27 protein-coding genes, 1 tRNA gene and 1 pseudogene are annotated in these 25513 nt (G+C 67.0%); 24 read left to right on the top strand and 5 right to left on the bottom strand.

Annotation, left to right across the window (positions count from 1 at the left end; translation table 11 throughout):
* The first annotated feature begins 84 nt into the window (after positions 1 to 84).
* A complete protein-coding gene (locus tag FB468_RS10365; protein ID WP_141887270.1) occupies positions 85 to 1989 on the top strand; it encodes a heavy metal translocating P-type ATPase in 1905 nt (634 codons plus the stop codon).
* Positions 1990 to 2212: 223 nt separating this feature from the next.
* Positions 2213 to 3379, top strand: coding sequence for an Rv2578c family radical SAM protein (locus tag FB468_RS10360; protein ID WP_141887269.1), 1167 nt, complete (start codon positions 2213 to 2215; stop codon positions 3377 to 3379).
* 93 nt (positions 3380 to 3472) lie between these two features.
* Here FB468_RS10360 and FB468_RS10355 read toward each other — a convergent pair whose 3' ends face one another.
* The gene (locus FB468_RS10355) at positions 3473 to 5026 is read right to left on the bottom strand and encodes a class I adenylate-forming enzyme family protein (RefSeq protein ID WP_141887268.1); all 1554 of its coding nucleotides are present in this window, start codon (positions 5024 to 5026) and stop codon (positions 3473 to 3475) included.
* A 186-nt stretch (positions 5027 to 5212) separates the two neighbouring features.
* On the opposite strand from FB468_RS10355, the gene FB468_RS10350 reads away from it, so the two are divergent.
* Together FB468_RS10350 and FB468_RS10345 are read left to right on the top strand one after the other, a co-directional pair.
* Positions 5213 to 5920 (top strand): TetR/AcrR family transcriptional regulator, encoded by a 708-nt coding sequence (locus FB468_RS10350; protein WP_141887267.1) that lies wholly within the window; start codon positions 5213 to 5215, stop codon positions 5918 to 5920.
* A 37-nt stretch (positions 5921 to 5957) separates the two neighbouring features.
* Entirely contained in the window at positions 5958 to 7655 is a 1698-nt protein-coding gene (locus tag FB468_RS10345; protein WP_246055847.1) for an acyl-CoA dehydrogenase family protein, read from the top strand.
* A gap of 21 nt (positions 7656 to 7676) precedes the next feature.
* On the opposite strand, the gene FB468_RS10340 is transcribed toward FB468_RS10345, so the two are convergent.
* From FB468_RS10340 to FB468_RS10330, 3 genes are read right to left on the bottom strand one after another with little or no spacing between them, the layout of a single operon-like run.
* Positions 7677 to 7997 (bottom strand): hypothetical protein, encoded by a 321-nt coding sequence (locus FB468_RS10340; protein WP_141887266.1) that lies wholly within the window; start codon positions 7995 to 7997, stop codon positions 7677 to 7679.
* A gap of 43 nt (positions 7998 to 8040) precedes the next feature.
* Positions 8041 to 8931, bottom strand: a complete 891-nt coding sequence (locus FB468_RS10335; protein ID WP_141888256.1) for a 3-methyladenine DNA glycosylase — start codon at positions 8929 to 8931, stop codon at positions 8041 to 8043.
* Between the two features lie 5 nt (positions 8932 to 8936).
* Positions 8937 to 9323 (bottom strand): RNA-binding S4 domain-containing protein, encoded by a 387-nt coding sequence (locus FB468_RS10330; RefSeq protein WP_246055845.1) that lies wholly within the window; start codon positions 9321 to 9323, stop codon positions 8937 to 8939.
* A 50-nt stretch (positions 9324 to 9373) separates the two neighbouring features.
* Between FB468_RS10330 and FB468_RS10325 the strand changes: the two genes are divergently transcribed.
* The 4 genes from FB468_RS10325 to FB468_RS10310 all read left to right on the top strand — a co-directional run bounded on the left by FB468_RS10325 (position 9374) and on the right by FB468_RS10310 (position 13161).
* Positions 9374 to 10003 carry a YigZ family protein gene (locus FB468_RS10325; RefSeq protein ID WP_141887264.1) on the top strand — a complete coding sequence of 210 codons (630 nt, stop codon included), beginning with the start codon at positions 9374 to 9376 and terminating at the stop codon, positions 10001 to 10003.
* A 214-nt stretch (positions 10004 to 10217) separates the two neighbouring features.
* A complete protein-coding gene (locus tag FB468_RS10320; protein ID WP_141887263.1) occupies positions 10218 to 11423 on the top strand; it encodes a DNA polymerase III subunit delta' in 1206 nt (401 codons plus the stop codon).
* Complete coding sequence (locus FB468_RS10315) at positions 11420 to 13024, top strand: alpha/beta hydrolase (RefSeq protein ID WP_246055844.1); 1605 nt, start codon at positions 11420 to 11422, stop codon at positions 13022 to 13024. The genes FB468_RS10320 and FB468_RS10315 overlap by 4 nt, the downstream gene beginning before the upstream one ends.
* Before the next feature lie 65 nt (positions 13025 to 13089).
* Positions 13090 to 13161: transfer RNA gene (locus FB468_RS10310), tRNA-Thr, on the top strand.
* Between the two features lie 42 nt (positions 13162 to 13203).
* Here FB468_RS10310 and FB468_RS17685 read toward each other — a convergent pair.
* Positions 13204 to 13419 (bottom strand): annotated as a pseudogene (locus tag FB468_RS17685) (helix-turn-helix domain-containing protein); the annotation flags it as partial.
* Positions 13420 to 13525: 106 nt separating this feature from the next.
* Here FB468_RS17685 and FB468_RS17415 point away from each other — a divergent pair.
* The 16 genes from FB468_RS17415 (at position 13526) to FB468_RS10225 (ending at position 25505) form a co-directional block, all read left to right on the top strand.
* Positions 13526 to 13702: a type IV toxin-antitoxin system AbiEi family antitoxin domain-containing protein gene (locus tag FB468_RS17415; protein ID WP_141887262.1), complete on the top strand. Its 177-nt coding sequence runs from the start codon at positions 13526 to 13528 to the stop codon at positions 13700 to 13702.
* Positions 13699 to 14562 carry a helix-turn-helix domain-containing protein gene (locus FB468_RS10295; RefSeq protein WP_141887261.1) on the top strand — a complete coding sequence of 288 codons (864 nt, stop codon included), beginning with the start codon at positions 13699 to 13701 and terminating at the stop codon, positions 14560 to 14562. Before FB468_RS17415 ends, FB468_RS10295 begins: the two co-directional genes overlap by 4 nt.
* 73 nt (positions 14563 to 14635) lie before the next feature.
* A complete protein-coding gene (locus FB468_RS10290) occupies positions 14636 to 14956 on the top strand; it encodes a hypothetical protein (RefSeq protein ID WP_141887260.1) in 321 nt (106 codons plus the stop codon).
* Entirely contained in the window at positions 14953 to 15159 is a 207-nt protein-coding gene (locus FB468_RS10285) for a hypothetical protein (RefSeq protein WP_141887259.1), read from the top strand. The genes FB468_RS10290 and FB468_RS10285 overlap by 4 nt, the downstream gene beginning before the upstream one ends.
* Positions 15156 to 15473, top strand: coding sequence for a hypothetical protein (locus FB468_RS10280; protein WP_141887258.1), 318 nt, complete (start codon positions 15156 to 15158; stop codon positions 15471 to 15473). Before FB468_RS10285 ends, FB468_RS10280 begins: the two co-directional genes overlap by 4 nt.
* Before the next feature lie 200 nt (positions 15474 to 15673).
* Positions 15674 to 17245 carry a hypothetical protein gene (locus FB468_RS10275; RefSeq protein ID WP_141887257.1) on the top strand — a complete coding sequence of 524 codons (1572 nt, stop codon included), beginning with the start codon at positions 15674 to 15676 and terminating at the stop codon, positions 17243 to 17245.
* Positions 17242 to 17466 carry a hypothetical protein gene (locus FB468_RS10270; protein ID WP_141887256.1) on the top strand — a complete coding sequence of 75 codons (225 nt, stop codon included), beginning with the start codon at positions 17242 to 17244 and terminating at the stop codon, positions 17464 to 17466. Before FB468_RS10275 ends, FB468_RS10270 begins: the two co-directional genes overlap by 4 nt.
* Before the next feature lie 30 nt (positions 17467 to 17496).
* On the top strand, positions 17497 to 18555 hold the full coding sequence (locus FB468_RS10265) for a phage portal protein (RefSeq protein WP_141887255.1): 1059 nt from the start codon (positions 17497 to 17499) through the stop codon (positions 18553 to 18555).
* 6 nt (positions 18556 to 18561) lie between these two features.
* Entirely contained in the window at positions 18562 to 20370 is a 1809-nt protein-coding gene (locus FB468_RS10260) for a hypothetical protein (RefSeq protein ID WP_141887254.1), read from the top strand.
* 2 nt (positions 20371 to 20372) lie between these two features.
* Positions 20373 to 20756, top strand: a complete 384-nt coding sequence (locus FB468_RS10255) for a hypothetical protein (protein ID WP_141886009.1) — start codon at positions 20373 to 20375, stop codon at positions 20754 to 20756.
* Positions 20753 to 21127, top strand: a complete 375-nt coding sequence (locus FB468_RS10250) for a hypothetical protein (RefSeq protein WP_141887253.1) — start codon at positions 20753 to 20755, stop codon at positions 21125 to 21127. The genes FB468_RS10255 and FB468_RS10250 overlap by 4 nt, the downstream gene beginning before the upstream one ends.
* Positions 21124 to 21573, top strand: a complete 450-nt coding sequence (locus tag FB468_RS10245) for a hypothetical protein (RefSeq protein ID WP_141887252.1) — start codon at positions 21124 to 21126, stop codon at positions 21571 to 21573. Before FB468_RS10250 ends, FB468_RS10245 begins: the two co-directional genes overlap by 4 nt.
* Before the next feature lie 11 nt (positions 21574 to 21584).
* A complete protein-coding gene (locus FB468_RS10240; protein ID WP_141887251.1) occupies positions 21585 to 22088 on the top strand; it encodes a hypothetical protein in 504 nt (167 codons plus the stop codon).
* Positions 22088 to 23851, top strand: a complete 1764-nt coding sequence (locus tag FB468_RS10235) for a hypothetical protein (RefSeq protein WP_141887250.1) — start codon at positions 22088 to 22090, stop codon at positions 23849 to 23851. Before FB468_RS10240 ends, FB468_RS10235 begins: the two co-directional genes overlap by 1 nt.
* Complete coding sequence (locus FB468_RS10230) at positions 23848 to 24201, top strand: hypothetical protein (protein ID WP_141887249.1); 354 nt, start codon at positions 23848 to 23850, stop codon at positions 24199 to 24201. Before FB468_RS10235 ends, FB468_RS10230 begins: the two co-directional genes overlap by 4 nt.
* Entirely contained in the window at positions 24198 to 25505 is a 1308-nt protein-coding gene (locus tag FB468_RS10225; RefSeq protein WP_141887248.1) for a hypothetical protein, read from the top strand. Before FB468_RS10230 ends, FB468_RS10225 begins: the two co-directional genes overlap by 4 nt.
* The last annotated feature ends 8 nt before the right edge of the window (positions 25506 to 25513 follow it).

Genomic DNA, 25513 nt, shown 5'->3' with positions numbered 1-25513 from the left:
CTCGCGAGGCCGCGGCAGCTTCGGGGCCAAATACTTCACACACGCATGTTGCCCTCGCTTGCTAGGGAGTAGCAGGATGGGGCTATGAACCTCATTCTGCGTGGTGCGAAGGCCTACCCAGCAGTCGTGCTGACGATCGTCGCGGGCGTCGTCGGGCTCGTGATGCTCGCGACGCCAGCGCGCGGTATCGCTCCGTGGATCGTCGGGGGCTATGCTCTGTGCATCGCCGTCTGGCAGGCGTACGAGATGGTCAGGCAGCTGATGCGCGGTCACGCGGGCCTCGACATCCTCGCCGTGATTGCGATCGTTGCCGCCGTGAGCGTTGGCGAGCCCTGGGCGGCCCTCGTCGTTGTGCTCATGATCACGGGAGGCGAAGCTCTCGAAGACTACGCCGAGAACCGCTCGAAGCAAGAGCTGACAGCGCTGCTCAAGCGTGCCCCGCAGCAGGCTACCAGGCTCCTCACCGCGCCCGCACCGGCCGCGCCCGCGGCGCCGGCAGCCGCGGCAGAGCCCCCCGCGGCCGCGGCCGAAGAGCGCACCGAGACCGTCGCCGTGAACGAGATCAGCGTTGGCGACCACCTGCTCGTGCGGCCGGGCGAGCTCGTACCCGTGGACGCGATCCTGCTCATCGATTCCGCCGAGTTCGATGAGTCGTCGCTTACGGGTGAGAGCCTTCCCGTGCTGCGCGCTCGCGATGAACGGATCGCGAGCGGTGTCGTGAACGGATCCACCGCGATCACCATGCGCGCCGCCGCGACGTCGAAAGACAGCAAGTACCAGCAGATTGTTGATCTCGTTGAGCAGGCGCAGAGCAGCCGGGCAAAGACGGTGCGGCTCGCAGACCGCTACGCGCTCCCCTTCACCGTCGTCGCGCTCGTGATCGCAGGCGTCGCCTGGTTCGTGAGCGGGGATCCGGTCCGGTTCGCCGAGGTGCTCGTCGTCGCAACCCCGTGCCCGCTGCTCATCGCGGCGCCGGTGGCGTTCCTCGGCGGCATGAGCCGCGCTGCCAAGAGTGGATTGATTGTGAAGGGCGGTGGCACGCTTGAACAACTCGCGAAGGTGCGCTCGGCGGCCTTCGACAAGACTGGGACGCTCACGACGGGCAAGCCCGAGCCCCGCGAGGTGCGGCCTGCCGCCGGAGTCGACGAGGAGTATCTGCTTCAGCTCGCCGCGAGCGCTGAGGTGTACTCGTCACACGTGCTCGCGAGCGCCGTAGTTGAGACCGTGAAGGCGCGAGGCATTGCGCTGTTGCCGGTACAGTCGGCCGAGGAGAGCGCAACCAATGGTGTCGAGGCCGTCGTTGCCGACGGGACCGTGCGGGTGGGGAAGCCGAGCTGGGTCGCGAAGGCCGCTGCAGATCTCGAGCTCACCACCCTCGCTGCAGGCGAACTCGCGATCTACGTCGCGCTCGACGACCGGTTTCTCGGCACCCTCATCATGCGCGATGAGCTGCGGCCCGAGGCCCCGCAGGTGCTCCGCGAGCTGCGCGAGCTCGGGCTCGAGCGGTTTGCGATGGTGACGGGCGATGTTCCCGCGACCGCAAATGCGATGGCAGCGCAGGCAGGCATCGACGAGGTGTACGCGGAGTGCACCCCGGCCGACAAGGTTAGGATCGCGAGCGAACTGCAGCCGCGCCCACTCATCATGGTCGGCGACGGCCTTAACGACGCCCCGGTGCTTGCGGCTGCCGATGTGGGCTTCGCGATGGGCGCGAGGGGGTCGACGGCCGCGAGCGAGTCCGCCGACGTGGTGAACCGGTTCGACAGGTTTGATGGGGTCGGCCAGGCGGTGCGGATCGGCAAAGACACCGTGCGCATCGCGCTCGAAAGCATCTGGCTCGGGATCGCGGTCAGCGTCGGCCTGATGCTCGTCGCCGCCTTCGGGTTCTTGCCGGCGATCGTTGGCGCCTGGATGCAGGAGGTCGTCGACTTGGTCGCGATCCTGTGGGCGCTGCGCGCGATTCGCGGGAGACGCCGCCCCCAGCCATAGGCCCGGCTTTCTCCCCGCCCGCGGCGCCCGGCTGGCCCTTCGCCCGGCTGGCCCTTCGCCCGGCCGCCCGCCCCTCACCCCCAAATGTTCCCCAGCACATCAAATTCCCGCGGTATTTGATGTGCACCGGAGAATTTGGGGGCGAGGGAGGGGGGCTGACCGGGGCACTGTTCGATCAGCGCGCCCGCTTGTGTTTTATTCGAACATATGTTCGAATAGGGGCATGAGGTGGAGCGGGCAGAGCGCGGCGGTTTCCGCGGGCCTGGCCTCGGCAGAGTCGGTCTCGACGACGGCTCTCCCGGGGCTCGAGGTCGCGGAGGTCGCCGCGATGCCCGGCCACCTCCGCACGACGCGAGCGCCCGAGTTTGCGGGCATGGTGTTCCACGAGGTGCTGGCGAAGAGCGCCCTGAACCGGGTGCCCGAGGGGTCGTCAATGCCATTCTCCTGGACGATCAACCCGTATCGCGGCTGCTCGCACGCCTGCGTGTACTGTTTCGCGCGCGGCTCGCACAGGTACCTCGACTTCGACGCCGGCACCGACTTTGACTCGCAGATCGTTGTGAAGGTCAACGTCGCCGAGGTCCTTGCCCGAGAACTCGCGAGGCCCTCCTGGCGGCGCGAGATGGTCGCCCTCGGCACGAACACCGACCCGTATCAGCGAGCGGAGGGCCGGTACGCGCTACTGCCCGGCATCATTGAGGCGCTCGCAGCGCGCCATACCCCGATCTCGATTCTCACCAAGGGGACGCTGCTGCGTCGTGACCTCCCGCAGCTCGCCGAGGCGTCGAAGCGGGTACCCGTCGAGCTCGCCATGTCGATCGCGGTCGGGGACAACGCGCTGCAGCAGTCGATCGAGCCCGGCACCCCCACCACGAGGGCCCGCCTCGACACCGTTGCTGCGGCCCGAAAGGCGGGGCTTGAGGTTGATGTGTTCGTCATGCCGGTGCTTCCGCACCTGACGGATGGCTACGCCCACCTTGACGCGCTGCTCAGCGATATCCGGGAGGCGGGCGCGCGCTCAGTCATGTACGGCGCGCTGCACCTCCGATCGGCCGTAAAGCCCTGGTTCTTCGCGTGGCTTGGTCGCGAGTATCCAGACCTCGTGCCCGCGTACCGCAGGCTCTACCCCGGCGCTTCCAGCAAGGCAACTCAGGCCTACAGGCTTGAACTCGCCGCGCGGATCCGGCCGCTGATCCGCAAGCACGGTCTCGAGTTCTCCGGCAGCGCCCGGCGCAGCCGAGATCCCTACCCGCCGATCGCCGCGGCCGGGGTGCGGGGCGCGCGGCAGCTGCCGAGCACGGGAGGGGCGTTGCCGGAGCACCGTTCGGACCCCAACGCATTGCCCCTGTGGGACGCGGTGCCGGGCGCACCGGCGCCGACCCTATTCTGACGATCAGGATCGGCGGGCCCAGAGCGCCCTGGCCTGGGGGCTCGGCGCAGCAGGCCCCCAGCCCCGGCCCGGTGCCCAGCGGACGCCGCCCGGCTACGCTGTCCCGGCGCCCTCCCGAACAAGTTCGCGGAGGCGATGCTTGAGCACCTTGCCCGACGGGTTCCGGGGTAGCACGTCGACGGTGACCACGTCGCGCGGCACCTTGTAGCGCGCGAGTCGCTGACCCAGGAATGCCCGGAACTCCTCGAGCTCGGGCGCGCCCGCATCGCTCGCGACGACAACCGCGACCACGGTCTCGCCCCACTCGGGGTGGGGCCTCGAGACGACCGCGATATCGGCGACGCCCGGGTGCTCGCGCGCGGCGTTCTCGACCTCGAGCGTGTACACGTTTTCGCCACCGGAGATGATCATGTCGTTGATGCGGTCGGCGATGAACAGGTACCCGTCTTCGTCGAGCCTGGCGAGGTCACCTGACTTGTACCACTCGCCCTCGAAGGCCTTCGCGGTCGCCTCCGGGTTGCCGAGGTAGCCAATCATGCGGGTGTCTGAGCGCAGCCAAATCTCGCCGGTCTCGCCCGGCAGCGCGTCTCGCCCCTCGCGGGTGACCACTCGGAGGTCGACCCCTGGCATGCCGGCGTGCCCGATTGAGCCGGCCTTCCGCTCCTGGTCAGCGGGAAGAAGTGTCGCGCCGACTGGCCCCATCTCGCTCATGCCGTACACCTGCTGGAAGCCGCCCGAGGGGTACGCCGCCCGCATGGTCTGCATGGTCTCCTGGCCGATGGGGGCGCCGCCTGCGAGCCACAGCCGTGCGCTCGACAGGTCGAACGCATCCCACTCGAGGCCGGCGGCCTTCGCTGCTTGGAGCGGCGCGAGGTAGGCGATCGCTGGGCCGAAGAACGCGGTCGTCCGCTCGCGCTCAATGGTGCGGAGAAACTCGATCGGGTGGTACTCGCGAAGCAGCACGACGGTGCCGCCGAGCATCATCATCGGCATGAACCAATTGTTGAGTGGTGAGGAGTGCCAGATCGGCATAGCGATGAGAAACCTGTCGGTAGCCTGCAGGCCGCCGCTGATCGCGCAGTAGGCGGCGACCGTGGTGATGCCGCGGTGGGAGTGCAGGCAGCCCTTGGGGTCGCTCGTCGTGCCCGAGGTGTAGAGCAGCTGGGCGACCTCGGTCTCGCTTACGGGCTCCCCGTCCCAGGGGTCTGCCGCTGCGAGGAGCGCGTCGAAGTCGTCTCGGGGATCCACCTCGATGTCGGGGAAGTTCGCGGCCTCCGTGACGAGCCAGCGCACCCCGGGTGCCGCCGCCCGGGCGGTCTCGAGGAGCGTCGCGTCGACGACGCCAACCTCCGCGCCGCTGTGCGTGACGAGGAAGCGGAGCTCGGGGGCGGTGAGCTTGTGGTTCACGGGCGCGAGCGCCATCGCCGCCCGCCACAGCCCGAACGCCGCGAACACAAAGCCCGGCGTGTTGAAGGCGACGACGGGAACGTATGCTCCGCGGGACAGGCCGGCGTCGCGGAAGACGCGCGCCGCGCGCCGAGACTGCTCGACAAGATCGGTGTAGGTGTAGCGGCGGTCGCCCGCGACGAGCGCCTCCTTCTGCGGGAACTTCCGTGCGGTGCTTTCGAGCATGCTGCTGAGATCCATCGATCCTCCTTGATCAACGACGTTGTTGTCAGGCGTTGCCGAAGAGTTCGTTCGCTTCGGGCCTTTCGCAAACAATTGAACCATGATTCAATTGTTTGCGAAAGGCCAGATTTTGGTCGCGGTGGTGTGAGGGCAGCAGCCTGATCACGTGACCGCACGACGCAGCCGTCGAGAAAGCAGGCAAGGGTGGCTTACCGCAGCACAGACCGCACGGAGCAGCACAAGCTCGCCCGCAATGCCGCACTCGTCGAGGCAGGCCACGAGCTCGTTGCCGACGGTGGCTTCGCGGCCGCAACGATCGCGAGGGTTGCCGAGCGCGCTGGCGTCTCGACGGGCACCGTCTACACCTACTTCCCCGACAAGGCATCGCTCAGCGCGGCGATCTTCGAGCGGGCCGCTGGCATCGAGCTCGAGGTCGTGCGGTCGGCCGTTGCATTCGGCGCCGACGCGCGGCTGCTCACTCCCGCCGTCGACAGGCTCGACGCCCTCGTCAGGGTGTTCGGGGCGCGCGCCCTGCGTGGCCGCACGCTCGCGACGGCGCTCCTGTTCGAGGCCGCAGACGTCGGCGTTGAGCGCGAGCGGCTCGTGTTCCGGCGCGCCTATACCGAAACGGTCGCAGAGATCCTTGCTGACGGCGTGCGTGAGGGGGCGCTGCGGGCGCACCGCATCGACCTGCTCGCCCCGGCCATTGTCGGAGCGATCGGCGAGGCCGTCATCAGGCCGCTCGCCCCCGTGCCCGGCGGCCCCGAAGAGCATGAGGAAGTACTTGAAACCCTCGCCACCGCGTGCCAGCGCCTCGCCGGGTTCGCGGTGCTGCCGCCGCACGAACGCCCCGCCGACTTCCCTGACGAACGCGCCACCGCGAACTCGCACCACCCGCGCAACACGCACTAACCCCGACCCGCACCACCACAGTTTGAAGGAGACACCGATGTCAACCACAACAGCTGCACCCGCGATGACCACGGCAACCCTGAAGCCGGCGCCCGTTGGTAGAACACACGAGGTCAAGAACCAGCCGCCCGAGCGCGTGAACGTCAATGAGTACCTCACCTACCCGGTGTTGCGAGACGCGGTTGAGGCCTTCGGCGCGGGCTGGGCAGACGCCGCCCTCACCGACGCGGGCGCCCACGTCGGCACCGCGGAGTTTCAGGAAGACGCGCGGCTCGCCAACGCGGAGGGCCCCGAGCTCGTGAGCTTCGATCACCGCGGCAACCGGATCGACGAGGTGCGCTACCACCCCTCCTACCACCGGGTTATCGGGGCAGCGATCGGGGCGGGCGCCCACACCTCGGCCTGGGCGACGCCCCGAGCGGGTGCGCACGTGGCGCGGGCCGCCATGTTCTCGCTCTTCGCCCAGGTTGAGCCCGGGCACGCCTGCCCGGTGTCAATGACGCACGCCGCGGTCCCCGCGCTCGAGCACCAGCCCGACCTCGCCAAGGTGTGGCTGCCGCGCCTCTTCGGCACCGGGTACGACGGCTCGCTCCGGGCGCCCGGGGAGAAGCCCGGCGCGATCATGGGCATGGCGATGACCGAGAAACAGGGCGGATCAGACGTGCGCGCGAACGAGACCGTCGCGAGGCGGGTCGAGGGCGGCGCGCTGCTCACCGGGCACAAGTGGTTCTGCTCGGCCCCGATGTCAGACGCATTTCTTGTGCTCGCCCGCGAGGAGAGCGACCCCGAGGGGCGCATCAGCTGCTTCTTCGTGCCGAGAGTGCTTGAGGATGGCACGCGCAACGAGTTCCGTGTGCAGCGCCTGAAGAACAAGCTCGGCAACAAGTCGAACGCGTCGAGCGAGATCGAGCTCGACGGCACCGTCGCCTTCCCCGTGGGGGAGGCCGGGCGCGGGGTGCGCACGATCATCGAGATGGTCGCCCGCACGCGGCTGGACTGCGTGATCGGCACCGCGGCCGGAATGCGGCAGGCGGCGGCCGAGGCGCTTTGGCACGTGCGGCACCGTGCCGCGTTCGGGCGCACCCTCATCGACCAGCCCGCGATGACCGGCGTCGTGACCGATCTCGCTCTCGAGGCCGAGGCGTCGACGCTCACCGCGATGCGGCTCGCCGCCGCCCACGAGGATGCGGCCGGCGAGCAAGAACAGGCCTTCAGGCGGCTCGCGACAGCCGTCGCGAAGTACCGCGTCTGCAAACGCGGGCCGGGCCAGGCGTATGAGGCGATGGAGTGCCTTGGCGGCAACGGCTACACCGAGGATTTCCCACTCGCGATGCGCTACCGCGAGCAGCCGGTGAGCGCGATCTGGGAGGGCTCGGGGAACGTCATCGCCCTCGACGTGCTTCGAGCACTCACCCGTGAGCCCGAGAGCGTCGCCGCCTTCGACGCTGAGCTCGCGCTCGCCGCTGGAGCTGACACGCGCTACGACGCGCTGCGGGCCCGGGTGCAGCGCGAACTCGCCGACATGGCCGGCGCGACCCCAGACGTCGCGCAGTCGCGCGCTCGCCGGCTCGTCGGGTCGATGGGCCTCGCGCTTCAGGCCGGGCTCATGCTCCGGTACGCGCCAACGGCAAGCGCAGAGGCGTTCATCGGCGCGCGGCTCGGTGAGGATCGCGGGATCGACTACGGCGTGCTGCCCGATGGCACGGATCACGAGGCAATCCTCGCCAGGCACTAGCCGCGCGGCTGGCTCGGGCCCCTACACCGTGGGCCCGGGTCGGCGCGGTTCGCCGATCTCAGAGCTCTCTGCGGCGGTTCCCGAGATACTCGGGGAGGTGGTGCGCCCGAGGTACATTCGGTTCAGCTCTTCACCCGCGCCAATGAGACCGCTGCTTCCGGCCCTTCCGCGAACGAGCCTCACGGCGACACCGACGCCGATCGTTCCCCAGAGCGCCACGCTGAACCACGCCGTCCAGGGCGCCTGCGCCGCGATCGACGCCGCCCAGGCGCCGAGTACCAGGACAAGCCCAATCCATGTGCATGCCCTCAACACCCGGTGGCGCCTCAGTGCGGTCTCCATGTCTCGCACGCTACCACCCGCGGTCGCTCCTGTCACCCAGGTACTACAGCTCGGCCGCGAGCGCCTCGCGCGCGGCCGCGATTGCTTGGAGCACGCGGCCCCGCAGCGCATTCCCGCGCTCGGCGAAGGCCCGCTGCCGCCGCACATACTCCTGCTTACCGGCAGGCGTCTCGATCGGGATCGCCTCAAGCGGCACACCCTCGTGGTTCGTGAAGCCGGTCACGTCGTACGGCGAGGCCTGCATGTCGACGAAGCGGATGTCACGCGCGAACTCGAACGCATCGAGCAGCAGCTCACCCGGGATGATCGGCCCGAGCTTCGTCGCCCACTTGTAGATGTCCATGCCCGCGTGCAGGCAGCCGGCCTGCTCCATCTCGGGCTGCGTTTCCCTGGTCGGTGCAAGCCTGTTGAGCGGCGCGGCCGCGGGCGTGAAGAACCGGTACGCGTCGAAGTGGCTGCAGCCGATCGTGTGCGACTCAACAACGGCGTCGGTCGCCGCGTGCCCGATGCGCAGCGGCAACCTCGTGTGCCTGGTCTCTTCGGGGGTGAGCCTGTAGACCATCGCCCACTCGTGGAGGCCGAAGCAGCCAAACTGCGGGGTGCGATCCAGCGTCGCCTCCAGCAGCCGCTCTACGTAGGTGACGGTCTGGCCGCGTTTCTCGAAGAACGCGGCGAGATCGACGGTCGCCACCCCCTCAGAGTCGACCCCGTAGTACCGCCACTCCGCGCGTTCCCGCGCGTCCTCGAGCGCGACCGCGGCCCCCGGGTGCCACCTTCGCAGCTCAGCGGGCTTGAACGGGTAGTAGGTGAACAGGAAGTCTTCGATCGGGTGCTGCTCGCCACGCAGCCGCCTGCCGCGGTGGTCAGCGGTGAGGGCGTCGGCACGCTCCTCGTGCGCCTCTGACGCGGTTCGCCAGGTGGCGAGATCCAACACGGGAGTCACTCGGAACCCTGCTGGTGCTCGTTCCTGCCGCGCAGCTTCTCGAGCTCGCGGCGGTCACGCTTCGTCGGCCTGCCGGCCCCCGGGTCGCGGTAGACAGTCATCGGCCGCTCGACGCGGGGCGGGGCGGGCGGCGTGAGATCCTCATAGTTCGTCGCGGCCTCGACCGCGCTCGCGCGCCTCGTCGCGAGCCCCGTGACCCTGTAGATCCGCTCGATGCTGTGCAGCCGGGTGCGCACGACGTCGCCGACCCTCACGGGCTGCGACGCCTTCGCCGGCTGGTCGTTCACGCGAACGTGCCCGGCGCGGCAGGCCGCCGTCGCCTGGCTGCGGGTCTTCGCGAGCCTCACGGCCCACACCCAACTGTCCACACGCACTGAAGTCACGCATTGATCGTAACGCGAGCGGCTGGGGGCGGACATGACACGATAGAGGCATGGCAGCCGAGTACGAAACGATCTCTGGCCGCGTTGAGACTGAGATTGAGATCTCGCGGTCGCGGTTTCTCACGCGGCTCGAACGGGTCTCCTCGGAAGAAGACGCGCGGGCCGTCATCGCGGCCGTCCGCGCGGAACACCCCCGCGCCCGCCACCACTGCTCTGCGTTCGTGCTGGGGCCTGACGGCCGCGTGCAGCGCTCGAACGACGACGGCGAGCCGAGCGGCACCGCTGGGGCGCCCATGCTCGACGCGCTCGTGTCGGCCGGGCTTAGCGACGTCGTGGCCGTCGTCACCCGCTACTTCGGGGGTGTGCTGCTCGGCGCTGGGGGGCTTACCCGGGCGTACCGCGCGTCTGTCGCTGGTGCCGTGCTCGACGCGAAGCGCGTGCGCCGCGGGTTGAGGCTGGAGGTGTCGGTTCGGTCGACATACGAGGTCGCATCCCAGATCGAGGCGGAGGCCCGGAGGCGCGGCTACACCGTCGGCGAGGCCGACTACAGCGATACCGTGTTGCAGCGCTTCGCCGTGGCTGAGGACGAGGTCGGAGGCCTCACGGCGCTCGCCGCCGAGCTGAGCGCTGGGGCGGCTGTCGTCGCTGCGGGCGACTCCGGCTACGTGGACCTGGGGTAGGGGCTGCCTGGCCCCGCCCGACCTCTCCCAGCCCTGCCAGCCCTGCCCCGCTCGACCCATTCTCCTGGGATCGACCATTCCAATGCCAGTCCGAGCCACATGGGGCATACACGCTGCAGAAGCCATACCGATTGAAAAGTGGTGGGGGCAGGCCCGCCCCGCCCCCAGGCCCGCCCCCAGCCTCCCCGTCAGTGGCAGACGGTACCCTTGCGGCATGGACTTCTGGTCAGAGATCGTAGGGCAGCCCGCCGCCGTCGAAGCGCTCGCTCGGGCCGCTGGCCCGGAGGGTGGGCCCGCGCACGCCTGGCTGATCACCGGCCCCCCTGGTTCGGGTCGTTCGAACCTGGCGTACCGCTTCGCGGCGGCGCTCATCGCCCGTACCGAGGCTGACCGCGAGCGGGTGTTCGCCCAGGTCCGCGGCAAAACCCACCCCGACTTTGCTGTGCTCACGACGCAGGGCGCGATCATCAACATTTCGAGCGCCCGCGAGATCGTCACGACGGCGCACTATGCCCCGAGTGAGGGCCGCTACCGCGTCATCGTGATTGAAGACGCCGATCGCATGACCGAGCACACCTCGAACGTACTGCTGAAAGCGATCGAGGAGCCACCGGAGCGCACGATCTGGGTGCTGTGCGCGCCGAGCGAGGCCGACCTGCTGCCGACGATCCGGTCGCGCACGCGCTCGGTGCGACTTGTCACGCCAAGCGTCACAGACGTCGCCAGGCTGCTCGCGGAGCGCGATGGGGTCGAACCCGCGCTTGCCGAGCGCGCGGCGCGACTCGCCCAGAGCCACATTGGGATGGCGCGGTGGCTCGCAAGCGACCCCGAGGCGATGAGCCGCCGGGAGCGGTCGATCACCGGCGCGCTCACGGCGCACACGCTCGGTGACGCCATGGCCGTTGCCGCGTCACTCGTCGCGATCGCGCAGGCCGACGCCGACGCGCTCACCGAACAGCTTGACGCGAGCGAGCGCGAGGACGCGATGCGCAATCTCGGCCTCGCGCCGGGGGCCGCGATCCCGCCGAAGCTGCGCTCGCAGATCAAGGCACTCGAAGAAGATCAGGAGCGGCGGCGCAAGCGCAGCCTCCGCGATGGAATTGACCGGATCCTGACCGATCTGCTGTCGCTGTACCGCGATGTGCTCCTGACGACGCTCGGCGCCGTTGGCACGGAGCCGGGGGCACCAGCCCCCGAGGCCCCGGCCCCAGCGGGCGCGCTCCCGCAGCTCGTGAACGCGGAGTCGGGCGCCGCGATTCGCGACCTGGCCGAACGCTGGTCGCCCGAGCAGGCCCTCGCCGTGGTCTCGGCGACAGAGCAGGCCCGCGAGCGGCTCGCGCGCGCGATCACGCCGGGGCTCGTGCTCGAGGCGCTGTTTGCGCGGATTGTGATGGCCGACAACCGGGTGCTGAGCTCGTGAGCGCGCCAGAGCTGAGCGGCGGACCGGCAGACGATTTGGGCGAGACCAGGCCTCAGAAGCGTTGGAAGCGCTGGCTGGTCGTCATCGGCGTTGTGCTCGTGATCTTGGGGCTGATCGTCTCACTCACCGGCGTCTGGCAGCTGTTCCAGCCCGCGCAGACTCGGCCGACCGACGTCGAACTTGAGCTGCCGGCCACGCCCGTCGGCGCGGCCTTCGGTGACCAGACCCCGAAATGGACCGACTGCGGCGACGGCTTCGAGTGCGCCGACGTGCACGCGCCGCTTGACTGGAGCGAGCCCGAGGGGGAGACGATTCGGCTGCGCATGGTGAAGCACCCTGCGACGGGCGGCGCGCCGCTCGGAACGCTGTTTGTGAACCCCGGCGGCCCGGGCGCATCGGGCGTCGAGTACGTGCGGAACGCGCTCGATTCCGCGGTGGGGGAGCCGCTGCGGCGCAACTTCGATGTCGTCGGGTGGGATCCCCGGGGCGTCGGCGCCTCGAGCCCGGTGAGCTGTCTGAGCGCGAAAGATATGGACGACTACCTCTTCGGCGTGAGCGACAGCACCGCGAAGCGCGGCAGCGCGAAGTGGATCGAGGAGGCGGTCGCCTCCTCCCGCGACTACGGTGAGGCCTGCCTCGAGAAGACGGGCGACCTGCTGGGCCACGTCGACACCGTTTCGACCGTGCGCGACCTCGACATGCTTCGCGAAATCCAGGGTGACGAGCAGCTCAACTACCTCGGCTATTCGTACGGCACGCACATCGGCGCGCGCTACGCCGAGATGTTCCCCGACAGGGTCGGCAAGCTCGTGCTCGACGGGGTGCTCGACCCGACCGCGACCGAGGCTGACGTCGTGCGCGAGCAGACCCGCGGCTTCGAGCTCGCGCTTCGCAGCTACGTGACGGCCTGCCTGGGGGCGAAGGAGTGCCCGCTCAGCGGGACAGTCGATGAAGCAATGGGCCAGATCAGTGCGCTGCTTGACGACGTCGACGCGACCCCGATTGTGGCCTCCGACGGCCGCACGCTCACGACCTCGACGATGCTCACGGCGATCATCACGCCGCTCTACGCAGAGTCGAACTGGGGGTACCTCAACTCGCTGTTCGCGAGCGTCGCGGAGGGCGACGCCGACATCGCGTTTGCCCTCGCGGACTCGTACTACGGCAGGCTCGACGGCGAATACCTCGACAACTCGACCGAGGCTTTCCAAGCGATTAACTGCCTCGATTACCCGAACGCGGTTGACCCCGAACGCATGCGTGAGGAGGCCGCCGAGCTTGAGAAGATCGCGCCGACAATTGGCAGGTTCCAGGGCTACGGCGACGTGTCGTGCGCGGGGTGGCCGTTCAAGGGTGTCGACGAGCGCGCGCCCGTGAAAGCCGCTGGGGCCGACCCCATCTTGGTGGTTGGCACGACGGGTGACCCCGCGACGCCCTACAAGTGGGCGGAGGCGCTCGCGGAGCAGCTGGAGAGCGGCGTGCTCGTGCGATACGAGGGCGAGGGCCACACCGCCTACGGGCAGAACTCCTGCGTGAATTCGGTTGTGGAGAGCTACTTCGTTGACGGTGTTGTGCCCGAATCTGGGGTGTCGTGCAGCTAGGCGTGCAATCTTGCCGCCGCTTTCGTGCTAGAGTTTTCGCTTGTGTGCAGCGCAAGTTGTACCAGGCCGCCTTAGCTCAGGGGTAGAGCAGTTCCCTCGTAAAGAACAGGTCGTCGGTTCAAATCCGACAGGCGGCTCGAATCGGCCTCCACCGCATCGGTGGGGGCCTTTCCTGTTTCTAGCCAAACCGCGTCAACGCCGGTCACGTCTGCCCATGCGAGCAGGTACGGGCGCGTCGGGACACGCCGACCGTTCTCGTAGTTGCCGATTGAGTTTCGAGAAATCTCAAGAGCATCGGCAAGCTCGCCCTGGCCTAGGCCAGCAAACTCGCGTGCTCGGCGCAGTCGGTCGGTCAGCTCGAACTCTGGGATAGCGCGTGCCCTCTGGGGAGTCATCTGCATCGTCATGGTGCAATTCTCGCACGGGTGGTCATTTGACAACAATGTCAGCATTCGGCGTGTCGGAATGACAACGGTGTAATTTCGACCATATCGTGTGCATATGACAACGAAGATTCCAAAGTTGCTCACGACCCGTGAGGTAGCAGATGAGCGTGGGGTGACCCGACAAGCGATCAGTCGCGCTGTGCGTGAAGGTCGCATAATCCCCGCTGCGACGCTCGCGAACGGGGCGCACCTGTTCACTGAAGACCAGGCGTCGGGCGAGGACGAAGCATGAGCCTCGCGCAGATGGTCCAGGTGCTCGAACACTCGCAGAGCGAGGGCAAGGAACTCCTTGTACTGATCGCGATTGCCGAGCGCGACGGCGAGGGCGGCGCGTGGCCCTCCATGTCATGGCTTGCCAAGCGCGGCAGGGTCACTGAGTCCTACGCCCGCCGTCTTGTGCGCAAGCTCGAAGAGTCCGGCGAGATCATTACCGACCTCAACGGCGGTGGCGGAATCCGCACCGCGCAGCACATGCGCACTAACCGCTACTCGGTGAACATCCCGTGCCCGTGGTACTGCGACCGCACGCCCGAGCATCGAGACCTGCGCGAGTCAAAGAACGAGGCCCGCCGCCCGAAGGCGTGGGCCGAAATCGTACTCGATAACACCCCGGCACCCCCCACGGTGCCGAACCCCCCTACGATGCCGAACCCCCCTCACCACACCGAACCCACCCCGGGTTCCGTGCCGTGGGGCGAACCATCCATAAACCTACCTACAACCCCAGAACAATCTTTGGAAGCGGTAGTAAGCGCGAGCGCGCACGAGGTGCCGCCCGGCGGCGTCTTGACTCCATCCGAAGGCGCGGCCTACGCCGCCGCAGTGGCAGCGAAGCCCGTAGCGGCCTACGGGGTGCAGCCTGCCCCCGCCGTTCCCCGATTTGATCCCGCCACGATCCCCGCCCGCCCCGAACTCGTGAGCGCCGAGCAGCAACAACTCAACGCCGAAGCCGAACTCTTCGCCTGCCCTGACGGGTTCGGCACCGGCAAGGGCTCGCGCCATTGGTGCCCGCCTACAGACGCCGCGTGTGTCCGGTGTGGCGCAGACGTAGCCGACATCCTCAACCTCGAAAACTTGGAGCCTCAGCCATGATCCGATTCACATTCATCCTCGGCCTCGTGTTCGCCGCGTGCGCCGTCGCCGCTTGGCTCCTGGCGGTGACACTGTGAGCATCGAGATTCGCGCCAACGTGCGCCGCCTGCCCCGCGTCGGAGGAACACCCAAGGGCGAGCCTTGGTTCGCAGTTGTCTACACCGTGAGCGACTCCACAGAGACCGGGCCCGACTGTTACGAAACCACGTGGTCAGGTTCGCTGCCCGAGGCTATCCAGGCCGTCTACCTCATGCGCGCCAACATCGAGCGGCAGCTCATGGACGAGGTACACGCAAGCCGAGCAAGCCGCCGCGACCTGTCGCCCGCGTTCCAGCCGTGCAACTGCGATGAGTGCGCGAGCATCCGCGCCATGCACAAGGCGCTGAACGCATGAGCGCATTCAGCGAGTACGCCGCAGCGAGCGAGCACAACACCGCCCTCAACCGTCACACCAGCGTGGCAGACCTCACCGAGTGGTCGCAGTCTGGACTCCTCAAGCTCATCGTTCCCGTCTCGGGCGACATGCTCGCAGTGCTCAAGCGCGGCACCAGGACTCATACCCGCGAGCGTCGCAAGCACGCGAGGGCGGCACTGTGAGCCGTCACCATCGGGCGCAGAAGTGGAGCACCTACAGCCCGAAGTTGCGAAAGCTCATCGAGCCCCAGTTGCCCTTGCGCTGCGTGAACTGCCCGCACGCTGTCATGCCCGGTGACAAGTTCCAGGTCGGTCACATCACCGATGCGATGGACGGCGGCACGCCGACGCTCTCGAACGTTGGCCCATCACATGACTACTGCGAACGCTGCGCGCGGCGTTGCAACCAGAGCGCGGGCGGCAAGCGCGGGGCACGTGTCACGAACGCGCAGCGTCGCACTCGTTCGAACTCATCGAAAGGTATCCGAGCATGGTGAACGTCACCGATACTGAGCGCGCGATTCGTCGCCCGTTTTTTGAGATTGCTCTAGAACCTTCGCCTGGGGGCAGCACGACTTTTCTCCCCCCACTTCAAAAAATCTGGGAGAAGAATCGGGCGCGCGGAATCGCGCCACGGTGGCGCGGAGAACTAGACGATACGCCCGAGCTGAGGGCTGAGTTCCTTGTCGGTGCCTCGATGATGGGCTACGAGCTCGTAGACCTCGAAGACCCCGAGCAGCTTGCCGAGCTCGACCTCATGGAACCGCCCCGGCTCCCGCTCCAGCCTCAGCAGCTCCTCATCGCTGACGCACTCAACGCAGGTACCAAGCGCAACGCTATCGAGGTGCCCCGGCGCGCGTCGAAGTCCACGACCGTGTTCTGTTTGCTCCTAGGCCGGTGCGCCATGCGCCCGGGCTATCGCGTCGTGTTCTCCGCACAGACCGGCACCGCTGGCACTGAGATGTTCGAGGAGTGGGTCAAGGACGGTCTGGACTACGTGCAGCCACCAGCGGACGCAGACCTGCCGCCGTGGAAGCGGGGCGACCTGCCCCGCCGTGTCTCGCCCGAGCTCGCGAAGTGGGAACGCTTCGGACAGATGCCGCTCTACGGAGACCTCGAACCCGCCGATGACCAGCCCCGTTCGATGAACACGAGCGGGCGCACGTTCCGCACCCGCGTCGGCAACAGCCGCCCGGGCATCCGCTTCGACAACCACTCGACGTTCCGAGTACTCAAGCCCGAAGCGAGCGCCTACCGAGGCAAGGCCGCAGACGTGTCTTGGCTGGACGAGGCGCAGGAAATCGACCCCGCCGAGAGCAACGCGATTGTCGCGGGCGTGCTCCCGCTCATGGACACTCGCCCGGGCTCACAGATCATCGTTTCCGGCACCGCAGGAGAAGCCAAAGCGGGAGCGTTTTGGACGAACTTGGACAGGCTCAGGCGTGGAGACCCTGCGCTCGGCGGCGTGGACTTCGCGATTGACCAAATGACCGACTGGAGCGACATCGAAGACGAAGACCGCGCCATGCAGCTCGTGGAGCGCACGCATCCGGGAGTCGGCACGCTCACGAACATGGAGACCATGCGTGACAACTACCGTGACCCCGCAATGGGTAAACCCCAGTGGGCGCGCGAGTACCTGTCGCTCTGGCCCGACGTGGGGCAAGACGTGGTTATCGACCCGTTGCTCTGGGACGGCACAGCGCTCGAACGCTGGCCGGATCGCCCGGCGCGCGTTGCGTTCGGCATGGACATACGCCCGGGCGGCGGCGCGACCGCCGCTATCTGCGCGGCCTGGCGTGACCGCGAGGGGCGCGCATTCATCGAGCTCGTAGACCACCAGCTCGGCACGGCGTGGCTCCCCGCCCGGCTCCAGTACCTCACCCGGCAGGGCTACCGAGGCAGCTCGGTCGCGTTCGACAAGATCGCCGAGGGCGAAGCCACCTACATCGCGACCCGGTACATCCACCCCCGGCCCAAACTCCAGATGCAGACCTGGAGTGAGACCGCCGCCGGGTGCGTGACATTCATGCGCGAGCTCGAAACCGGCACGCTTCGCCACTACGCATCACAAGGCGCACTCAACGCCGCCGCGCTCGACGCCAAGAAACGCGAGATTCGAGGCAACGACCGAGGCGTGTGGATCTTCACCGCCGAACAAGGCAAGGACGTTACGCCCTTGCTCGCAGCGGTGCGAGCGCTCCGCAATTGGGATCAGTACTACGAGCGCGGCTACGAGGCCGAGCAGGCAGGAATCATCAGCGCATGACCAAGAAGACCGGCATCGAATTCGACAAGTCCGACACTGAGGTGTTGCTCGTGTGCCACGACTGCGGCGGTACTTGGCGCGCGTTCGCGTGGACGCTGGCCGAGGCCGAGAAGAGCGCCCAGGCCCACGAAGAACGGGCGCACCCAGGCTATACCGGCGGCATTCGCCAACGCCTCGACAAGCGACACGCGAAACGCCGAGAACGCGCAGCAAAGCGTTAATGTCGCGCATCGGGGCATTAGCTCGCAGGTATGGGAATTCTCGACTTGCTCCGCCCCGGCACCGCCGCTCGTAGTCGCTCCACGCGACCCACGGGCGGCGGTGTGCTGTTCCGCTCATCCTTTGCGACACAGCACCCCAATGAGCTCGTATGGAACGACTATTTCGGGCAGCTCAGCCCCCACGGCTCGGCCCGCCCGTACTCCCGCCTGGACGCCCTCCGCGTGCCCGCAATCGCAGCAAGCCGCAACCGCATCGTAGAGAAGCTGGCGGGGCGGCCCCTCGTGGACTACCTCGACACTGACGAGCGCGCAGACCCACAACCGGCATGGCTCAGCCGCACCGACGATGCGCTTGCCATGTCGCCATACCAGCGCATGGTCGCGACTCTGGATGACCACATCTTCAACGGCGTCTCCGCCTGGGCCGTGCGTCGCGGTGCGTCTGACCAGATCACCGAGGCAATGCACATCCCGTTCGATCGGTGGCATCAAGACGAGTACGGCGTCGTGTTCTTCGACGGCGAGGAAGCGCCCGAGGATCAGGTCATCGTGATCCCGTCAGCGCATCCGGGTCTCCTGGTCTCAGGCCGCGACCTGATTGAGGGTGGCCTCGCACTGGAACAGGCATGGCGTTCACGAGCACAGAACCCGGTGCCCTCGATCATCCTCCAAGAACGCGAGGACAACGGCATGAACCCCGACGAGGCCAAGGTCTATGTGGACGCCGTCGCGGCAGCACGCAGCAACCCAAACGGCTCGGTCATGTTCATCCCGTTCAAGATCGACGCCCGGTTCGAAGAACACTCAGGCGAATCGTTCCTGGAAGCGGCACGTAACGCGATCCGCCTCGACGTGGCCGCACACATGAACCTCACCGCGCAAAGCGTCGAAGCCTCCAAAGTGCAATCAACGCTCACCTATGAGACCGCCGAACAGGCCGAAGCGCAGACCACCGACCGAATGTCGTTCTGGTCAGAGCCCATCGAGGCCCGGCTCTCGCTCGATGACGTGGTGCCGAAGAAACAGCGCGTCCGATTCGACTTCACCAACTCCCGCAAATCAACCACTGGCACATACACGGAGGACTAACCCACCATGCGCATTACTTTCGAAGCCTCGACGCTTACCGCGTCGGCAGAAGACCGGCTGATTACTGGCCTCCTCATCCCGTACGGAGAACAGGGCAACTCGAACCTTGGCAAGTTCAGTGTTCCCCAGGGCGCGTTCTCGCTCCCGACCGATCCGGCACAGATGACCGTCAACGTCGAGCACGAGCGCGAAGCCGTGTTCGGCCACGGCGCACGCCTCACCGAGACGCCCGAAGGCATCATGTTCGCCGCCTACGCAGCCAAGACCCCCGAGGGCGACGCCGCCCTGCGTGACTCACAGCCAGGCCCGAACGGCGAGCCCCCGAAGCTCGGTTTCTTCTCCGCAGAGGTCGCAAGCGTCAAGATCGCGGGCGGCTTGGCTAAGGCCGGGCGACTGTTCGGCGCGGCACTCGTGAAAAGGCCGGCCTTTCCATCTGCCACGCTCCTCGCGTCCTACGACGAGGACGAAGAGAACGGCACCACCGAGACCGTGCTCGAAACCGAGGGCGAGGACGAAGGTAGCGACGGCAGCTCGGAAGCCACCGAGACCGTCGAGAAGTACACCGACGAGTTCGTAGACGAGGACGGCAACGAGTCCTCCCGCGAAACGACGATTACCACCGTCGAAGACGGCAACACCACCACCATCACCACCGAGACCGTCATCGTCGAGCCCGACGCCGACACCACCGAAGAGGAAGAGGAATCTATCGTGTCCACCCTTACCGCGAGCGCACGCCGTGGCGCGACCCGCCCCGCAGCCGTCACCAGCTCCAGCCGCGAGGCATCGCCCCAGGAGAACCTTCAAACGCTGTTCGCCGCCATGAGCCAGGTGAAGCAGGGTCTGGCCTCGCAGGACACCCTCCTGGCCGCGCTCAAGCAGATCAAGACCGACGGCGCGCTCGGCGTTGGCGCGGGCGGCGGCAAGAACAAGGGGCTCCCCGATCACTGGATGGGGCAGCTCTGGGATGGGCGCGAGTATGACCGCAAGTTCATCAACCTGTGCAGCCTCGGCACCGACGTGCAGGCCGTGCGCAAGCGCGGCTACAAGGCCCACCGTGGCACCGCCGCCGCGCCTGTCGATCGGTACGACGGCAATTGGGCGGGCAACCTCGCGGAGATCAACAGCGCCGAGGCGTTCATCACTGAGCAGTCGAGCACGCTCCACCGCTTCGCCCTCGCGAACACCATCGCCCGGGAGTTCTTCGACCTCCCCGGCGGCGAGGAATACCTCGAAGCGTTCTTCAAGCTCATCGTTGAGGACTACGCGATGTGGAGCGATTACAAGGCGCTCTCCATCATCGGCGAGACCGCAGGCGCTCCGATCATGGCTCGCCCCCGCTCGCCACGTTACGAGGGCGGCGTCGGCCTGGGAATGCTCATCCAGGGCATCACGACCGTGAACCGTACCCGCGACACGGCGTCTTACGCGATTGTCACGGAGGAAGTCATGGACGAGCTCCTGGACACCCCGAAGGATCTGATTCCCGAGTACATCACGTTTGACTTCAACACCGAGCTCACCGGCAGCGCCGCGAATGGCAAGGTGCAGGTTGTCGAGGCCGAGCGCGCCAGCCTGGTCGGACTCGACGGCAAGCCGCTTGTGGCAGCGGACTCGCTGTCGGTCATCGTGGGCGCACAGCGCGCTATCGAGTTCGAGGAGAACGGCACCACGCCAATCAAGGTGGACGCGCTCCAGATCGCGATTGGCGCAGTAGACCGCGCCGTACACGGCTACGTCGATTCCCTCGTGGTTCGCGAGGACTCCGTTGTGCTCATCTCCGACAAGGCCGCACCCGTCGCGGACAAGGGCTAAGCATGACCGAGAACCTGCCCAAGTACGGCGAGCCGACCGACTGGCACACGGTGGACTCCGTGCGTACCCCGTCAGAGCCCGGTGAGCCCGCACCGTGGGAAGACGCCGAGCACATCCCCACCGCCTCGCTCAACGACGTGCTGAACGTCGCCCGAGAGCAGGTTCTTGAGTTCGCCCCGGCGCTCCCTCCCGAGCTCGTGGAGGCGGGGAAATGCCCCGCCTCCTACCGGGTGGCTCACCTCATGCAGGCGCGCAACCTGTGGAACGCCACCGAGCCCGACCGCTCCGCGTACGGCGATGACGGTTTCTCGATTCCCGCCCGCCCGCTCGACTGGATCGTGCGGCAGATGCTCCGCCCCAAGACCCCGATTCCGGTGGCGCTATGAGCATCCGCGCGCAACTCGGTGCCGACTTAGAAGCTGCACTGCCCGAGCGCAAGTTCCGCGTCGTGCCGCACCTGGGCGCGGTGGACAGGCTCGCCAAGCCCCTCGTGCAGCTCGAACAGGGAACCGTCAGCCCCTCGCCCGGCGCGTCAGGGCTCCGCAACGTGGGCGTCCGCGTCCACGTCGTCACCCACCTGGACGGCATCACCGAAGCCGCCGAGGACGCCGTTGACGCGCTCGTGCTCGAAGTGCTCGACGCCCTTGAATCGCTCCGCTACCTCATCGTCGGCACCGCAACGAAAGAGGTCTGGGGCGACACCCACCTGTCATATGTCATCGAAACCGACACACTCACCCGAAAGGTACAACCATGACCCCCGTAGCACCCGCAGCAGCTCCGACCGTGGTGGACGTCAAGCCCGTCTACCTCGACAACAGCTCGCTCATCATGAAGAGCCTCGACTACGCCGCAGCCGCGTCGAAGATCAGCTGTGAGCCCCAGACCGCCACGGCAACGTTCCGAGGCATGAAGCGCAACGCCCGCTTTACTCACACCTCGGTGGAGAGCTGGGTGCTGAACATCGACTTCGCCCAGGACTTCGAAACCGCAGGCTCGTTCTCGACTGTCCTCCACGAGAACCAGGGCAAGACCGAGACCATCCAGTTCGCCCCCGTCGAGGGCGGACAGCTATGGGAGGTTGACGTGCAGCTCGTGCCCGGCGGCATCGGCGGTCAGGTGGGAGCCCACGCGACCTCCTCAATCTCGCTCGGCGTGCAGGGCGAGCCGCGCAAGGTCACCGCGTCCGGCACTGGCAGCTAGGACACACTCGGATGCTCAGGATCGACACCCATAGCTCCCGCGAGCTCCAAGCGGTGCTCCTGAGCATCCGGCGGGCCGAGAAGACCTACCAAGCGCAAATCAGACAGCAGACCAAGCCGCTCGTGCAAAACGCATGGGAGAAAGCCCTAGCCGAGCACGCCGACACACTACTTGCTCACCGCGTGCTCGTTGACTCGGCCCGCGTCTCGGTGAGCAACCAGAACGTTCGGCTCAAGTCAGGCGGGCTCGCCCGGAAGCTCCGAGGCGGCGCACGCATCCACGAAATCTCCCGACAAGCGGAGTTCGGCGCGCCGCTTCGAACCATCAAATACACCGCGACAAAGCGGGGCAAGAGCTACCCAGTGAGCCGCACGAGCGGCGCACAGTTCAAGCACGAGAACCGCAAGGGATGGGTGGTCTACCCCGCCGCCGCGTCCATCATCCCCCGCCTTGCGGCGCTGTGGACTCAAACCGTCGTGCGCACCATGCACGAAGCATTCGAAAGGAAAAGCTAGTGGCCGGTAAAGGCATCGAGATTGACATTGCCTCGAACACGCGAGACTTTCAGCGCGGCACCAAAGACGTTGAGAAGGCCCTCGAAGACGTAGCCGACGCGCTAGACGACGTGTCACGCGATGCCGACAAGTCCGGCGACAAGATGACCGACGCCGCCCAAGACTCGGCCAAGGCGCTCGACAAGCTCGAACGCAGCGCGAAGGACTTGGGTGACGCCAATAAGGACTCCGCGCGGGAGTCCACGAAGGCACTCGACAAGCTGGAACACAGCTACAAAGAGGTTGCCGACGCAGCCAAACGCGAGACCGCGCGCGGTGGCGACGCGATGAAAAAGAACACCAAAGAGGCGACCTCACAAGCCGCCCGCGACCTTGACGAGCTCAAAGACGAAGCGATGCAAAACGCATCCGAAACGTTCTCAAGCTTCGACGGCTCGATAGATAGTTTCGTGGACGGTATCCAAGGAACATTCGGTGGCATCGTCTCGAACATGGGGCCAATGGGTGCGGTGCTCGGCTCAGCGCTCGCTATCGGTATCGGCGTCGCCGTTGCAAAGGGCACCGAGCTCGCCGAGGCCGTCAACCAGGCCAAAGAGCGCGCCGCCGAGCTCGCCGCCGAGATTGACGCTGTAGACGGCGACCTGTCGAAAATTAGCTGGGCCGACAAGGTCAAAGAGTGGGGCCTCGCAGTCGAGGACTCGAAGGAATGGTTTGAGGTCTGGCAGGACGACGCCAAAACCGCGTTCGAGGTCGCAGCCGAGCAGGCCGACAAGTTCGGGCTCTCCGTAAAAGACCTTGCGCTCGGACTGTCCGGGATGGACGCCGACGCCGCAACCCGATCTATCGAACGACTCGGCGACCAGATCGAAGCGTTGGAAAGCAAGCGCCGCAGCGCCCAGAAGTCAACCGAGCGGGAGGACATCAAGTCCGAGATTCGCCAGCGCGAGACACTTATCGAGAAGCTCAAAGCGCAGGGCAACGTCACCGAGGAAGCTATCGAGCTGACGAAACTCTCGGCAGAAGTCACCGCCGAGCTCGCCGCCGCAGACAAAGCCGCCGCCGACGCCGCGCAAGCCCGCAGTGCCGCGTCCAGCTCCCTCCAGTCTGAGCTGGACGCGGGCGTAGCCTCCTGGCAGCAGTACATCGACAAGGAAACCGAAGCGGCAGACCCGAGCGCGTACATCGCCGGTATGGCCGAGCGCGCCGCCGCCACCTCAAACTTCAACGGAAACGTGCAGCTCCTCGCACAAGAGTTCAAGCTCTCCGCCGACGAGACCCAAGCAATCCTTGACCAAGGGCTCGACTTCGCGCCAATGCTCCAGGCGATCCTTGACAGCGGCATGAGCGCGCAGTTCGTGGAGCAAATCCAAGCCGCAGTCGGTGGCGGGCAAGAAATCCTCAACGGCACCGAGCTCGGCGCGACCGTCACCGCCGTACCCGACACCGACGCCGCGAGCGCCGCACTCGGCGAAGCTGCGCAAGACCGTGAGACGACCATCGAGGCCGATACGAACGCGGCCGCGACCGGCAAAGCGCTCGACACCGCCGCGAAGGATCGCACCACGACGATCAAAGCAAAGGCTGACACCTCCGCCGCGTCTCAATCACTCAACGCCCTCGCAAGCCGCTCCCGAACCGCACGCATCGGCGCATACGTCGATCTGTACGCCGCCCGCGCCGCGCTCAACGCGTTCGTTAGCCAGCCCCGAACCGCGACCGTTACCGTCGTCGCTCGGACACCCGAAGGGAAGCCCGTACCGTGACCACCATTACCGACGGCACCACGACGCTCCACCCGACCCTGTGGATGAACTACCGCAGCACCCGGGAATCGAACACGCAAGTCCACACGCTGCAGTCCGGGAAGAACGCCCTCACGCTCCGCCCAGCGGGCTCACGCCGCGTCACGGTCGCGCTCCTGTTCGAGGACGAGCACGAATCGAAGCGGTGCGAGGACATGCACGCCCGCCCGGGCATCATCACGATCACCGAGGACGGGCGCGACACAGCGTCGATGCAGTACGCCGTGATCGGGAACATCGAGCGCGCCCTCGACCCGGAAACGGCGAGCGTGTGGTTCGTCACCGTCGAAGTACTTGAGGTCACCGCATGATCCCGATTCGAGAGAACCGCGTGCGCGTGGTCGATCGCATCCGCCGTATCCCACTCGGCGAGCCGGTGACGCTCACCCTCGCGATGGATGAAGAATGGTCACCGCGCATCCAGGGCGACATCGTGGTCGGTGACGACGTGCTCGCCGCGCTCGCACGCCCTGGCGGCGACCTCAAGCTCGGACAGCTACAGGCCGACGTGCTCGCCCTCGAACTCTCGACACAGTACCGCGAGAGCTTCGCGCTAGCAGCGCTCACCGCGAAAGTGGGCGGCAGCGTGAAGCGCGCAACGACCCGTTGGAAGGGCAGGCCCGGCGCGGTCACTGACGAGTTTGGGAGGCCGTGGAACCCGGGCGAACGGATCGAACCACTATCGAGCGCTACGGCCAAGTGGGGCGGCAAAACGAAGCGCGTCACGCAGGCATTCGCGCCGCGCGTGGGAGTCCACGAGATTACTCGAGCGCTGCGCGTGCCGGGCGGCTCCTACCTGATCCCGCCGACTGACACGATGTTCGTGCAGCTTCGCATCCGTAAGTACCACCCGAACCCTGAGACGGGCACCACGACGCTCACGCTCGCCTCCGAAGAGGTACGGCTGCACGACTTCCGGCGCACGTACCCGGCGGTGTGGGTCAACCCGTTCGTGTACATGCGTGACCTCGTGGCGTGGATGCTCAACGAGCTAGCGGTCGTCGCAGCGTTCGCGCAGGTGATCGAACTCGCGCCCGGCCAAGACGTGCGCATCGCGAGCGGGCAAGAGTGGGAGCCCGGCATGACCGCGTGGGAGTTCCTACACCCGATTCTTGAGGTTGTGGACTGGGCGTTGTACGCCGACGAGGCAGGCCGCTACCGGCTTGAGCCGCGCACCCCGTCACCTGCACCCGTGCAGCTTGACCCTGAGCTCAATCTCATTAAGCACGAATACGACGACGACCGCGCCGGGGACTTCTACGACGGCGCAGTAATCGAGTACACCGACGCCGACCCGCTGAACACGGCGCAGCGCTACGACTCGTATGCGCCTTGGGCAACCCGCATCGCCCACGAAACCCGGCCCGGGATTAAGACGATGCCCGGCGCCGCCCGCGCCTTCGTCGAGCGCGCGCAGACCCGGGGCAAGTCCGGCACCGCCGAAGCACTCACACTCCTCCCGGTGCGCCCCGGGCACCGACTCGCAACGTACATGGGCGAGCGCGAAGCACACGGCGAAACGTTCCCGTACTTCCACTACGGCACCGTTCGCGCGCTCACCCACAAGTTCCCAGCTGGCGAAATGACGATCAGCCTCCGCGACATCACCACCTAGAAAGGCTC

The sequence above is a fragment of the Leucobacter komagatae genome (assembly GCF_006716085.1).
GTDB lineage: Bacteria > Actinomycetota > Actinomycetes > Actinomycetales > Microbacteriaceae > Leucobacter > Leucobacter komagatae.
Note: the sequence above shows the minus strand (reverse complement) of the source record. Positions and strands in the feature narration are given on the sequence as shown.

Bases quoted from the DNA above. Each gene is read 5' to 3' on its own strand.
- FB468_RS10365 (WP_141887270.1), top strand. From the start codon at position 85: ATGAACCTCATTCTGCGTGGTGCGAAGGCCTACCCAGCAGTCGTGCTG.
- FB468_RS10240 (WP_141887251.1), top strand. From the start codon at position 21,585: ATGCTCAGGATCGACACCCATAGCTCCCGCGAGCTCCAAGCGGTGCTC.
- FB468_RS10345 (WP_246055847.1), top strand. From the start codon at position 5,958: ATGTCAACCACAACAGCTGCACCCGCGATGACCACGGCAACCCTGAAG.
- FB468_RS10355 (WP_141887268.1), bottom strand. From the start codon at position 5,026: ATGGATCTCAGCAGCATGCTCGAAAGCACCGCACGGAAGTTCCCGCAG.
- FB468_RS10225 (WP_141887248.1), top strand. From the start codon at position 24,198: ATGATCCCGATTCGAGAGAACCGCGTGCGCGTGGTCGATCGCATCCGC.
- FB468_RS10320 (WP_141887263.1), top strand. From the start codon at position 10,218: ATGGACTTCTGGTCAGAGATCGTAGGGCAGCCCGCCGCCGTCGAAGCG.
- FB468_RS17415 (WP_141887262.1), top strand. From the start codon at position 13,526: ATGACAACGAAGATTCCAAAGTTGCTCACGACCCGTGAGGTAGCAGAT.
- FB468_RS10250 (WP_141887253.1), top strand. From the start codon at position 20,753: ATGAGCATCCGCGCGCAACTCGGTGCCGACTTAGAAGCTGCACTGCCC.
- FB468_RS10360 (WP_141887269.1), top strand. From the start codon at position 2,213: ATGAGGTGGAGCGGGCAGAGCGCGGCGGTTTCCGCGGGCCTGGCCTCG.
- FB468_RS10245 (WP_141887252.1), top strand. From the start codon at position 21,124: ATGACCCCCGTAGCACCCGCAGCAGCTCCGACCGTGGTGGACGTCAAG.
- FB468_RS10295 (WP_141887261.1), top strand. From the start codon at position 13,699: ATGAGCCTCGCGCAGATGGTCCAGGTGCTCGAACACTCGCAGAGCGAG.
- FB468_RS10340 (WP_141887266.1), bottom strand. From the start codon at position 7,997: ATGGAGACCGCACTGAGGCGCCACCGGGTGTTGAGGGCATGCACATGG.
- FB468_RS10270 (WP_141887256.1), top strand. From the start codon at position 17,242: ATGACCAAGAAGACCGGCATCGAATTCGACAAGTCCGACACTGAGGTG.
- FB468_RS10255 (WP_141886009.1), top strand. From the start codon at position 20,373: ATGACCGAGAACCTGCCCAAGTACGGCGAGCCGACCGACTGGCACACG.
- FB468_RS10260 (WP_141887254.1), top strand. From the start codon at position 18,562: ATGCGCATTACTTTCGAAGCCTCGACGCTTACCGCGTCGGCAGAAGAC.
- FB468_RS10285 (WP_141887259.1), top strand. From the start codon at position 14,953: ATGAGCGCATTCAGCGAGTACGCCGCAGCGAGCGAGCACAACACCGCC.
- FB468_RS10275 (WP_141887257.1), top strand. From the start codon at position 15,674: ATGATGGGCTACGAGCTCGTAGACCTCGAAGACCCCGAGCAGCTTGCC.
- FB468_RS10265 (WP_141887255.1), top strand. From the start codon at position 17,497: ATGGGAATTCTCGACTTGCTCCGCCCCGGCACCGCCGCTCGTAGTCGC.
- FB468_RS10325 (WP_141887264.1), top strand. From the start codon at position 9,374: ATGGCAGCCGAGTACGAAACGATCTCTGGCCGCGTTGAGACTGAGATT.